Annotated in this window: 11 protein-coding genes; 7 read left to right on the top strand and 4 right to left on the bottom strand. The window is 44.3% G+C overall.

Annotated elements, in window-relative coordinates; all coding sequences use genetic code 11:
• Both H6H02_RS18875 and H6H02_RS18880 read right to left on the bottom strand, forming a co-directional pair.
• Positions 1 to 3180 carry a DEAD/DEAH box helicase gene (locus tag H6H02_RS18875; protein ID WP_190820556.1) on the bottom strand — a complete coding sequence of 1060 codons (3180 nt, stop codon included), beginning with the start codon at positions 3178 to 3180 and terminating at the stop codon, positions 1 to 3.
• An 813-nt stretch (positions 3181 to 3993) separates the two neighbouring features.
• A complete protein-coding gene (locus H6H02_RS18880) occupies positions 3994 to 4164 on the bottom strand; it encodes a hypothetical protein (protein WP_199329334.1) in 171 nt (56 codons plus the stop codon).
• A 285-nt stretch (positions 4165 to 4449) separates the two neighbouring features.
• Here H6H02_RS18880 and H6H02_RS18885 point away from each other — a divergent pair, with 285 nt between their 5' ends.
• From H6H02_RS18885 to H6H02_RS18900, 4 genes are all read left to right on the top strand, one after another.
• Entirely contained in the window at positions 4450 to 5175 is a 726-nt protein-coding gene (locus tag H6H02_RS18885) for a Crp/Fnr family transcriptional regulator (RefSeq protein ID WP_190820558.1), read from the top strand.
• Between the two features lie 702 nt (positions 5176 to 5877).
• On the top strand, positions 5878 to 6027 hold the full coding sequence (locus tag H6H02_RS18890) for a hypothetical protein (protein WP_190820560.1): 150 nt from the start codon (positions 5878 to 5880) through the stop codon (positions 6025 to 6027).
• Between the two features lie 328 nt (positions 6028 to 6355).
• Entirely contained in the window at positions 6356 to 7711 is a 1356-nt protein-coding gene (locus H6H02_RS18895) for a protein-glutamate O-methyltransferase CheR (protein WP_199329336.1), read from the top strand.
• A gap of 113 nt (positions 7712 to 7824) precedes the next feature.
• Positions 7825 to 8349, top strand: a complete 525-nt coding sequence (locus tag H6H02_RS18900; protein ID WP_190820562.1) for a hypothetical protein — start codon at positions 7825 to 7827, stop codon at positions 8347 to 8349.
• Positions 8350 to 8622: 273 nt separating this feature from the next.
• On the opposite strand, the gene H6H02_RS18905 is transcribed toward H6H02_RS18900, so the two are convergent.
• Positions 8623 to 9438, bottom strand: coding sequence for a hypothetical protein (locus H6H02_RS18905; RefSeq protein WP_190820564.1), 816 nt, complete (start codon positions 9436 to 9438; stop codon positions 8623 to 8625).
• Between the two features lie 235 nt (positions 9439 to 9673).
• Between H6H02_RS18905 and H6H02_RS27255 the strand changes: the two genes are divergently transcribed.
• Both H6H02_RS27255 and H6H02_RS18915 read left to right on the top strand, forming a co-directional pair.
• Positions 9674 to 9811, top strand: coding sequence for a hypothetical protein (locus H6H02_RS27255; RefSeq protein WP_190820567.1), 138 nt, complete (start codon positions 9674 to 9676; stop codon positions 9809 to 9811).
• A gap of 25 nt (positions 9812 to 9836) precedes the next feature.
• Positions 9837 to 10547 (top strand): alpha/beta hydrolase-fold protein, encoded by a 711-nt coding sequence (locus H6H02_RS18915; protein WP_190820569.1) that lies wholly within the window; start codon positions 9837 to 9839, stop codon positions 10545 to 10547.
• On the opposite strand, the gene H6H02_RS18920 is transcribed toward H6H02_RS18915, so the two are convergent.
• On the bottom strand, positions 10519 to 11352 hold the full coding sequence (locus tag H6H02_RS18920; protein ID WP_190820570.1) for an SGNH/GDSL hydrolase family protein: 834 nt from the start codon (positions 11350 to 11352) through the stop codon (positions 10519 to 10521). The two genes, H6H02_RS18915 and H6H02_RS18920, sit on opposite strands and share 29 nt — an antisense overlap.
• 485 nt (positions 11353 to 11837) lie before the next feature.
• On the opposite strand from H6H02_RS18920, the gene H6H02_RS18925 reads away from it, so the two are divergent.
• Positions 11838 to 12359 (top strand): DUF2243 domain-containing protein, encoded by a 522-nt coding sequence (locus H6H02_RS18925; protein WP_190820572.1) that lies wholly within the window; start codon positions 11838 to 11840, stop codon positions 12357 to 12359.
• Positions 12360 to 12361: the final 2 nt, after the last annotated feature.

Here is a 12361-nt window from a genome sequence, read left to right on the forward strand (position 1 = left end):
TTACTCCAAGATTGCAGCTTTGTTAAGTGAAATCAGTTGTTTAAAGGCTTCGTTATCGAGTTCTGTCAGCCAAGCTTCATCGGTACCGACAACAACAGAAGACAGCTTTTTCTTATCTTCAATCATTTTATCGATGCGTTCTTCCAAAGTTCCAATGGCAATAAATTTGTGAACAAATACATTTTTATTCTGACCAATCCGGAAAGCTCTATCTGTTGCCTGATCTTCGACAGCGGGGTTCCACCAGCGGTCAAAGTGGAAAACGTGATTTGCTTTCGTTAACGTAATGCCAACGCCGCCAGCTTTGAGAGAGAGAATAAACACCGATGGTTCTGTTTCTGGATTTTGAAATTCGCTAATCATTTGTTCTCGCTTGTTGCGGTTGGTGCCTCCGTGAATGTAATAAGTGTTGTAATGGTAAGTATGTTTGAGGTATTTTTCTAGAGAGTCGCAAATTTCCTTGAATTGGCTAAAAATCAGCAAACTTTCGCCTTCAGAAATTGCTTCCTCGACCATTTCCGCCAGACGGCTGAGTTTATGCGATCGCGCGGTTGAAAATTCGCTCCCATCTTGTAAAAATTGCGCTGGATGATTGCAGATTTGTTTCAGCCTCAGCAAGGTTGACAAAATTAACCCTTTGCGCTGAATTCCTTCGGAATCATTAATTTTTTCGCTCACATCTTTAACGACAGCTTCATAAAGAGAAGCTTGTTCTTTCGTCAAATTGCAATATAGTTTCTGTTCAACTTTATCCGGCAGATCGTTAATAATTGATTGGTCGGTCTTGACTCGACGTAAAATAAAAGGCTCTACTAATTTCTTCAAGGTCGCAGACTTTACCCGATTATTATCTTTCTGAATTGGGATCTCAAAGCCTTTCCGAAATTGTGCTTCTTTCCCCAGGTAGCCAGGATTTAAAAAGTTAAAAATTGACCATAAATCTAGTAACCTATTTTCTACTGGTGTTCCCGTTAGTGCCAGTCGATGGTTAGCAGTCAACTTTAAAATTGCCTTGGTTTGAGCCGCTTTAGGATTTTTGATATTTTGCGCTTCATCCACTACCACTCGATGCCACTTTAGACTATGCAAAAGTTTTTCATCTTTTCGAGTTAAAGTAAACGATGTAATCACTACATCATGCTTAAGACAAGCTTCTTTAAAATCAGCGACTTGTTGAATGCGGCTAGTGCCATGATGCACCATTGCTTGTATATGAGGCGCAAATTTTTCGATTTCTTTTTGCCAATTTCCGACAACGGATGTTGGTGCAATCAGCAAAGTCGGTAGGATTGAATCTGCCGATTCTTTTTCATTGACCAACCGAGCAATTACTTGAACCGACTTACCCAATCCCATATCATCAGCAAGACAACCATTTAGACCGAGCGTTTCTAAATATTGCAACCAGGACACGCCGCGTTTTTGGTATTCGCGTAAATTTCCTTGCAACCTTGGCGGATTTTGAACCGGCTCCAGTCTACTTTTATCCTCCAATTTCGCCATCATTTCTGACAATGTCTGGTCATGCTCGACCTCAATATCATCCTCCGTTGCTGCGGCTAATTTCATGAAATCTAACAGAGTCATTTCTGGCTGCTCTTTAGCGTGAAATTGCCAGAATTCCAACATTTGCTGCATCTTTTCTTGGTCTAGTTCTATCCACTGACCGCGAAATTGTACCAATGGTGTTTTCGCTTGGACGAGTTGCTGCCATTCTTTTTGAGTAACCGGATGACCGCCAATTGATAGCTCGTATTGATACTCTACAATCGCGTCTAAACTAAAGTATCCTTTGTTAGCAGCTTTGGATTTACCAACGCTTCGAGAAGACGTTTTCAGCCGAACTCTGGCTTTCCGACGACCATCCGGCGTCCACCAGGCGGGAACGATGACTTTGTAACCGGAATCTTCTAATACCCAGGCGCTTTCTTTGAGAAATTCAAAGGCTTCTTGCAGATTAAGTTGCAACCCAATTGGCTGGTCGGTTTCCAATCCCTGCCATAGTTTAGGATACATCCGCGCTGCATATCCCAAATTCAAAAGCAGATTATTTTCAAAATCTTTGCCAAAGTATTTTTGAATATTTTTTTTAGTTTTCTGATTTAGTCGCCAATAATCTCCTAAGGAAAGTTTTAAAGAGGGATCTTGTTTGGAGTTAGCCAAAAAAGTAATTTGCCAGTTATCGGTTTCCGAGCTAGCTTCTTTTAACTGAAAGCAGAGGTCAAAATTTCCTGTATTTTGGCTGCGGGTTAGTTTGGCTTTCCAGGCATACCATTGTTTGTATTCTTCTAAAGCTTTTTCGGTAGTTTGTGGGTTCTTAGCATCCAAGTAAAAACAATCATAAAGGATAGTATTTGCAATCTGTTGATTGAATTTAGCAGTCGAGGGAGTTTGGGTAATTATTTCATGCAACAGACATTCAGAAAAGTGGCAGAGAAAGCTTTCTTTAGAAAAGAATTCAACTGTTGTCCGAGGTACGGAAGAACCGGCAACGCAAACTAGAGGCATATAGTCTGCGTATCTTTGAATTAAGGTTTCGTATTTTTCGGAAACAATCTCCCATCCTGAATAAATTTCAAAGGGATTCGCTGTTTGCTTGCGTTTTCCTTTGGTTACAGCAGGAAGTTCTCGATATTTGAGGCTGGGAATATATTGGTCTTTGAATATAATTTGTTTGAAGGCTTGGGTATAGTGATACCAAAATAGGAGGTCTGAACCAATGATAATTTCGCCAAGGTTATGTAAAGCCAAGAAGTGAATATCATTGAGCAGTTTAATAACATTGCTAACCTTGGTATAGCTATAACTGCCGGTTTTTACCCTAGTATTGACTTCATAAGTATCGATTTCCCAGTCTGTAAATCCTTCATAGTCTTCGTTAACTTCTTCTTCCAAATATTTAATTAATTCAGGAGAAGGAAGAGGCTGGTTATTTGCGGTGGGAAGGGCAATGTATTGAGTAGAAATATTCTCGTTAATCTTATGATAAGGTGCTGCGATTCCCAGTTCATTGGTTAGAAAAGCTTCCAAGTCGTCTTTTGCAAGATGGCTGGGATGGAGGTTTTTTTGCGAGTTGCAGCGTTTTTTTAAAATTGAGGTTTCTACCCACAGGTAAAATGCACCTGTTTGTAGGAAATTAGCTTCTGCCTTAGGAATCCAAGTACCGTGGAGGATTTTCATAGGTAGATGCCTCAAGGATTTTTCTGAAATTGTAGCGGGTTAAGGATGCGAACTTCTCGCAGAAGCCGTCCCTTGGGGACATTGCTTCTTATCTGTTGCAATTATTTAGCTGTTTGCGTCCCTACTGTCAAGTTTTCTAACTGGGTTTTGGATTAAAAAATGTAACGGTAAAAGTTAAAATCCGAGCAAAGGAGAGATTTCTACAAAAAACAAAGATTGATCATAGAAAGGCAGCCAAGATGTCAGGCGGTTACTTTCTGTTGTGGCTGCGGCTTTTGGAGGGATTCACCTTCTTGGGAATAGGCTTGTACACATAGCTGCTGTGGTTGCTGTATACACAGTTACAGCCCGGAACTTTCCCGCCAGAGATAGATGTTAGCAAAGCTGGGAGTTGCCACCACAGACTGACAACGGTTCTACCGCTAGCACGACAACAATTAAATTGGCGATTGTTATTCTGTTTAAGGAAAACAAAACACCGGATGGGCGTTATGCCGCAGTGGCCCAGTATCGGACATCAAAGAAGAGCGACGTCAGATGTCAGAACGGTTTAAATAACAAAAAGCATAGATGGTGTGGAGTTTTTGTCGCTTCCTCCACTTTGTTACTACCGAGGGGAGGCGCAACCCTCCATCAGAGCGGTCTTAGGTAGTAAACGCTTTCGCTGTAACAACTCATTGTCTATATAAAAAAGCCTTGACTTCTTAAGGAGTCAAGGCTCTTCTGTCTGATTATGTTATCTCCATCCTAAATTATTTGTGAAGGCAAGATCCTAGACTTCCAGTCAACCAATGTTGAGGATAATTTACTCCATCAATCTAGTGCGTTCATTAGCGCCCCAATGGTTGCAAACTCGCGCCAACTTTCACCCGCGAGTTTTGCTGCCATACAAGCTAGTCCTTTACCGGCGATCGCATTCCTGACTATCATGATCGCGATCGCCCATAATTGTGGCGTGTTGACTAAGCCGATTTGTGTGTTCAAGCGCTTACATCCTGATTTCCGTTCCCAAACTTTTTTAAGCAAGTTTTTGCAACATAACCCAGAAAGTTGCTCTCGAAATCCAGGGGATATTGTTCATATGAGAATATGCCAAACCGCGTTAGGATGAATACAGAATCAGTAAGTTGCTATAAGACTTTAACCTGCTGAGTGTGCGGCTTTCTATTCAGAAAATACACCTTTTGGTATTTAGGATCAGGTTCTGATCTCTTCTCCTTACTGCCGTTAGATGCCTTTTCTAACACGGCTAAATGAAGGAAACTCCTCATGTCAGTATATAAAGATCCTCATCAGCCAATAAAAAATCGACTTCTTGCCGCTTTGCCTGCCGAGGAGTACGAACGCCTGGTTCCCCACCTACAACTCGTCTCGCTCCCACTCAATCAAGTCCTCTACGAAGTTGGTGTACCAATTGAATACGTTTATTTTCCCCAACAGGGAATCGTTTCTTTACTCAGCGTGCTGGAAGATGGCTCAACTGTGGAAGCTGGAATGGTGGGCAATGACGGAATGGTGGGTCTCCCCGTAATTTTGGGAGGCAACAAAACCAGCAACCGAGCGTTGGTGCAGGTCACAGGCAATGGCATGAGAATGAAGGCAGAGCTGCTCAAATCTGAGTTTAACCGGGGAAAGGCGCTGCAAAGCTTACTGTTGCGCTATACGCAAGCAATGCTGACTCAGGTTTCTCAAGGAGTTGCCTGCAACCGCATGCATACGTTAGAAGAGCGACTTGCTCGGTGGCTGCTAACCGTTCAGGATCGTGTAGAATCAAACCAGTTTCCCCTCACTCAGGAATTTATCGCCCAGATGTTGGGTACGCGCCGTTCTGGCGTCACCGTGGCTGCGGGCACCCTCAGCAAAGCGGGAACGATCAGCTACAGCCGTGGCAAAATCACCATTCTGAATCAAGGTGACTTGGAAGCGATCTCCTGCGAGTGTTATGGAATTATTAAAGCCGAGTTCAGTCGGTTGCTTGACACGGAACACCGTTAGATGGTGGCTCTCGTTTGGATGCAATAGACACTCGGAACCTCACCCCCAACCCCTCTCCGTTCACGGAGAGGGGTGAATATTGAACCTCTCCTCGTGAACGGGGAGGGACAGGGGTGGGAGAGAAATTATTTTTAAATTTTCTGTTTTATAGTATGTGCGAAAGCGAACAGACAGCATTAGCGATCGCGTTTATTGTTGAGATAGTGTTCAGTGTAACTTTATCTGAAACTGTCATTTTGCGCGGTGTCCTAAGCGCTACTAAGAAGAGCCAAGCACAAAGGGCACAATCATCGTTCATGCTGAGATGCTACCACACCAGATGCGCCGCTTCTCGTCTACGCTCTGCTGATGCTGCATTCACCATGACAGAGAAAGTTGCACATCCTACATTAAATAGAAAGTGAAGCTCCGTCGTGTTGCCAAGTGTAAGGGCGAGAATGGCATACTGACAAATGTGATGAGTGATAGGTCAGAGCAACGCTGAGGGGAGAAGGCTTGCTGACCACGAAGTATCCTTAGATGCCGATAAATCTTTTGAATTTATCTTATATGTCCGAAACCGGACAGACGCTACTGCTACTCGTGTTTATGCTTGAGATAGTAGAGTATAGCGTCCTCTCGTAGCCCTTGTTGTCTCCTTTAACAGACGACTGAATCAGGAAGTTTCCATCTGTCAGGTTCAAAGGAAATAAGAGGTGTGAAATGAATAATTTAACAGCAATGCCTTTTAAATATGACGATACAAACCAAGAAAGACAGGTAAAACTTTGGGGAAATGCTTGGAATAAGCTGACTCCAAAACAGAAAGAATTAGTTTCTGAAATTCTTGGGAATTTAAACAAAGAAGTGTAGAAGCCTGGTAGTGCGCCCCATTGCCAAAGATGCGGATAATCATCGTTCATACTGCCTTGCCCTCAACGTTGGTTGCTTTGATACCAAGGTAGGCTAAAGGCCTCTTTATCTTTTGGAATATCTGTTAAGGAATGTTCTACTTTGTGAGGATGAGGCTAGATGTATTCACCGCTAAAGTCTATTACAGCGATCGCAATTTATTTTGATAAAGCCAGAAAGCAAAATCCCGCCTTGCACCGCTTGCGGTGCAAGGCGGGATCGATTCTAAACAATTCGTAAAAAAATCTACCCGATTTGACAATTCGCTATACTTTTAAATCTCAAGATAATGATGCAAACATCACAATCACCTGTTTATAATACTCCTCCCCGGACTAAAGCTGCTTATGAGTTAGAAGTTTTGTTGGACTACCTAAAGCGAAGCCGTGGCTTTGATTTTACCGGCTACAAGCGTCCTAGCCTAATGCGCTTGATACTGAACCGGATGCAGAAGGTAGGGACTGAAAGCTGTACTAAGTATATTGATTACCTAAAGGAGCATCCCGAAGAATTTAGTCACCTATTTAACACACTCTTAGTTAACGTTACTTCTTTCTTCCGCGATCGCTCAGTTTGGGATTATTTGTCTAAGGATCTGCTTCCTCAGCTTATTGCCAATAAGGCAGCAGACGAACCGATTCGAGTTTGGAGTGCTGCTTGCGCTTCCGGGGAGGAAGCTTATTCTATAGCAATTGTGCTTGCGGAGATCCTTGGAATAGAACAGTTCCAGGCGCGGGTAAAAATCTACGGAACAGATATCGATGAGGAGGCTCTGAAGCAAGCTCGTCTAGGAACTTTCACCGATAGGGAAGTTACAGGGATTTCTCCCAACTTATTAGAGAAATATTTTGAGAGCAACACTTCTAACAGCTACGTTTTTCGGAAGGATTTGCGTTCTTCGTTGCTGTTTAGCCGCCACAACTTAATTGAAGATGCGCCCATCTCCCGCCTCGATCTGCTGATGTGTCGCAACGCCCTGATGTATTTCAATCCCGAAATCCAGAAAAAAATCCAGTCTCGCTTTCACTTTGCGCTCCGCGATAGTGGCTTTCTCTTATTAGGTCAAGCAGAGGGACTGCTCAACAGCGCCCATACTTTCAACATCGTGGATTTGAAGCGACGGATTTATATGAAGGCACCAAAGGTGAATCTGTACATGAGTCCATCTGACCTCCAGGACTCCAGGCGCGATCGCATCCGCGAACGCTCCGCTTCTCCGAAAGAGCAGTTGCGATCGCTCATCCAGGCGAACGATGAAAAGGCAGTGAAGCCTTTAGAAGTGAAGCCTCTAGAGAAACAACCCCCATATTTACGGCAAGAGTTCCAGCAAGAATTCCAGCAAGAATTCCAGCCAGCGGTAGAACGCAAGCAACCCTTACCTTCCCAGCCAGAGTTAAAAACTGAGCAGACACAACTCCTGGTGCTGCGGGAAGAGCTAAAAACCGTTCAACAAGAACGTCTGGATCTCAAAAAACAGTTGAATGAGACTCAAGAGGAACTCCAGTCCACCCACGAACAACTACAGGCAATGAATCAGGAGTTGCAGTCCCTATCGGAAGAACTGTACCAGCGCAACGAAGAACTCAATCAAGCCAAGGCTTTATTAAAGACGATAACGCAACCTAAATTTCAGGGAGTTGCCTAGCGATCGCTCTGAATTATTTCGATTCACAACCTAAACCGGAGTCAGGCTGCACCGGCTTGTATCTCACCTAAGTGGCACTTATCTTGTTCAATGCCCGACAGGAGAGGACAAGCATGGGAACTGAGAAAGGTTCCAGAAAATCGAGACGGCGAGATACCTCATTTCAACTTGAGGGCGTTTCCGTAAATCTGAAAGAACCATTCTTGGTAACGGTTCTAGGCGTTTTTATGGTTGTCCGGGGTGGAATGTTTTTTCTGAATCCTCAACTGGCGACCTTAGAATGCGATCGCCTTCAGTCTTTGGCTATGTGTAAACTCGTGGTGTCGAGTTTGCGAGGGGAAACCGTGACTCCCTTCCCACTCGATCGGTTAGAGAAAGCAACCGTTCAGAAACATGGGAAATCAAATCAGCTTGTCTTGTTAACATCTGATGATGAGAACCTCTACTTTCCAATGAATAACAGTTTTAGCTTTACAGAAAGTAAAGCCTCCCAGATTAATGAGTTTGTGCAAGATCCAAAAGCCAAGTCTCTAAAACTGGAGCAGGATAGTCGTTGGTTCGCCTATCCGCTTGGAGCTAGTTTGATAATGTTAGGAAGTTTATCTCTCTGGTTTACCTTAAAGGATTTTCTAGATTAGTCTAAACGTCGCTCTAATTTCTAATCCTCTTTGCAAGCGCGATCGCATGATGGGTCAGGTACGATATAACTACGGTATAGACGGTTTTCTACAGCTAAGTAAAGCTTAAATAAATCGTTATGCCGCTCGCTTGGGGAGCTGTGGATGAAGTTCAAGAAGTTCTAGAAGGAATCGGTGCTGGTAGATGCTGGAGCAGTCGGTGAGAAGCAACTTTAGAGAGGCGATCGCTTTTGCAGGGACGATCAAGTTCGGGCAGAAAAAATTAGATTTCCTTTAGTTTCGACAGAGGATTGTTTCTGTTTTCCTCTGCTTGGTAAATCGAACCTGTGAAACCGAAGTAACGATATGGAAGTTAAAGTTAGCGACACCTACACCTTTGTCTCCAATTACTTCTAAAGTCAATTCCCCCTGATGCCCCGAACTTCCTGGATCGGAAATAATATAGTTTCTGCCTTGAGTCGGTGCCACAACTTTCACGCTGCCTACTCGCTCTAGAATCGGCTGACAAGTTTTGATTGAGTTCACCACTTCCTTGTAATCCCTAAATTGTATGTACGCCCATTCCTGTCGAACTTCAGCAGGAGCCTTGACATTGGGGAAACTGCCGTTGTGAAGCCACATTAAGGTTAAGGCGATCGCGCACGGAATTAAGGCTCTCAACAAGAAAATTTTTAGAGTGGAATTAGATTTACTCCGTTCAAATCTACAAGCAATCCGAATGCCTAAAAAAGATAGCAAAATTGAAATAGGCAAAATAATATATGGAGAATAAAACAGGTACGGTATTGGGGTTAGAAAATTCATGAAAAAGGGTAGGCTACTAACCAGCAAACCGATGATGCAACCTAACACCAGAAATGACGGCTCAATTGTTGATTTTCGGGTTGAAATCTGCTGAAATGCCAGAGCCGTCGTATAGACACCGAGAAGATATAGCCCAAGAGCGATAGTTGCCCCTAACCTAAACCATCCAGGAATGGTCATTGCACGATAGTTGAAGAAATAATAGTTCATGGATGTGAAGGTGCCGAGCCATGCATAAGAAAGCCCCACCAATACAGCCAGTAGCGCAACTAGATTTTTTCTCACGAAATGATTTCTCCCAAAAGCACATAGCTCGTTTGAATACATCTGTATTTTGATGTTTTACAGAATTCAACTTCTTCTATGCCTGTGATGGGTCTACTTTCCAATTAATAATGGTTTTAGCCTTCTCTAGAGCCGACACGTCTATAAAATTCGGTAATCAAATCAGTCTGAATCCTCCCAAAGAGTAAGGCAAGAAACCGTTAAAAATTCTAGCGTGAAGGAATGGCTCTCACCTATGACTAGCGAGCCGGGGACGCTGCGCGATCGCTATGAGGCAACACAAAAGCTTTCCTGCTTATTGGACACGGCGACAACTACTCCGGCTTGGGGTAGCAGGCACGATCTTACCGTTCGCGATCTCTCAACTCTCTAGTTGTTTGCAACAGAATTTATTGACAATGGAAAGTTCAAAGCAAGCTGATTTTTCCGCCACAGAAGGACGATTATCATCCCGCCCAACTCGCCCCACAGCAACCGCAACTCCCGGATTGCATCCCCTAGGACTGGACGGACAGCGGGATGGTTTCATCTATGTACCCAAAACCTATCGGGCAGACCAACCCGCCCCCCTAGTGTTGATGTTGCACGGAGCCGGAGGCGATTCAGAAGGGGCGCTTAATATCGTCCGCCATCTGGCAGATCCCTTCCAGACAATTTTGTTGGCAGTAGACTCGCGCCGACAAACTTGGGATGTTATTCGGAGTGGGTACGGTGCCGATATTACTTTTATTGACCGGGCGCTGGCACAAACCTTCAGCCGTTATGCGATCGCTCCAAACCGGGTAGCGATCGCAGGTTTCTCGGATGGGGCTTCCTACGCCCTCTCAGTTGGCATTACCAATGGCGACTTGTTTAGCCACATCATTGCCTTCTCACCGGGATTCATGGCTCCTGCGGGACAGGAAGGGAAGCCGCAGGTATTCATTTCTCATGGGAAGGGAGACACGGTGTTGCCGATTGAGCGATGCAGTCGCCGGATTGTGCCGCAGTTACAACGGGCAAGCTATAACGTGCAGTACCACGAGTTCAATGGCCCCCACGCGGTTCCAGGCGCGATCGCTCGGCAAGCAATGGAGTGGTTTACCCAAACAGCACCGAAGGAGAATTGAGCATCCCAGCTTCTTGAATCCTGGCAAAGGCGGCTTCCCCTAAAATGCGGTGAGTCGCTGTTGTTGGATGAATGCCATCCCAGAACAAAAACTGGTCTGGACTACCAGAAGTCCCAGCGCCAGCCAAACACGCATTGAGGACATTGGTAAAGCCAAACGCCGCCGGATTCGCGATCGCTTCTCGATACAGTCGATTGGCATCGAGAGTGGCAATCTGAAGGTCAGAATGCTGCTGAGCTACCTTAAGCGATCGCCTTAAACCTTGATTGTGGGCTTGGGTTAACGTACTGAGTCTGGCAGCATTTGCACTGGTTCGGGTAGTCGGCAAGTGTCCCAAATCGGGCAAGTTTACCACCAGGAGCTTTTTAGCACCCCGATCGGCGAGAGAAGCGATCGCTTTAGTGATATTTTCAACAGGAATTGTGGCGTTGCTAACTCCCTGTAAATAATCATTTCCCCCCGCCCATAACACATACAGCGCCTCTGAATTCAGCGGTTGATGTGTTTGGATAAACGATTGCACCTGGGCTAGCAAACCAGGGACAAAACTGTTGCGATCGTTTCCAGAAGTTGCTCCTCCGTAGGCAAAATTTTTGGTTTGATTAGAGTCGAGATCCAGGCGAAGGGCAAGATACTCAACCCAAACCCGACCATTTGAGTAACGCCCCTGAAAGTAAGGTGGATTGGGTGGATACATCCCTCCTGTCGCTCGGAATACCGTCCCCGCATCCGAAAGGCTGTCGCCAAACACATAGAGTTCTGTAATCGGATGAGTGTTCTGAATAGATGTTGTGAGTACAGCCATGACAAAAATCAGGTCTCAAGTCCTGCTAATAAAATTCCGTTCTTTATTGAAAAATCCGAAGAGTGCGATTTTTACCTGATTAAAACCAACTTCAACAATTATTGGTGGTTCTAGTTTTCAGTAAAGATGCTGACCATTTGTCGCTTCTCTAGGCTAACAAGCTGACTTCAGCCGTGGAGGGCGCAACCGAATACTTTCTAGTGTGGATTTTGCCAATAGCCTAAAATGCGATCGCTGCTCAATCCGAGGGAATTAACCAAGCTTGTATACCAAAAAACAATCGTCAATCCTCTAGGAGTTAGATGTAATTTATTACAGAAGGCGAAATAATTGAAGCAGCCTAATCCCAAAGATAGGTGTGTTTCAGTGTTTTTCTATTCTCTGGAAGTAGGCTACTTCCCCCCATTGTAAATAATGAACAGGACTCAAAAATTCGTTTTAGCTGCGATTCATGTACCCGCTGAGGTTGTTATGGAGGTATTGTCATGACTTCAAACCAAACGACATCCCAGGCGAGTAGTCAAGAAAGCGCTTCTATAAATCGCCGCCCTCTGATTGTGGCTGGTATTGTGTTAGGCATGGGTCAGGCTGGATTTTTTGATGGGATTGTCATTCATCAACTATTACAATGGCATCATATGTTTTCCAGCGTCAAAACTGATGCCACCGTTGCCGGTTTGGAACTGAACACGCTCGGTGATGGCTTGTTTCATTTGTTTGATTGGTTGTTGACCTTAATTGGGATTTTTCTGCTTTGGAGAGCTGCAAAACAAAGTATTTTTTTGTCCGCACCAACCTTCATTGGTTCTCTATTACTAGGGTTTGGAGGTTTCAATCTTATTGAAGGAGTCATCGATCATCAGCTTTTAGGCATTCATCATGTCAGACCGGGTTCGCACACATTAGTTTACGATGTTGGGTTCTTAGTGATTAGTGCGTTAATAGCTGGTGCTGGTTGGATAGTATTGCAATCGGCAAAACCGAATGGAAATGAAGCTAAAACATAGAA

Origin of the sequence: Coleofasciculus sp. FACHB-1120 (assembly GCF_014698845.1) — a bacterium.
Lineage (GTDB): Bacteria > Cyanobacteriota > Cyanobacteriia > Cyanobacteriales > FACHB-T130 > FACHB-T130.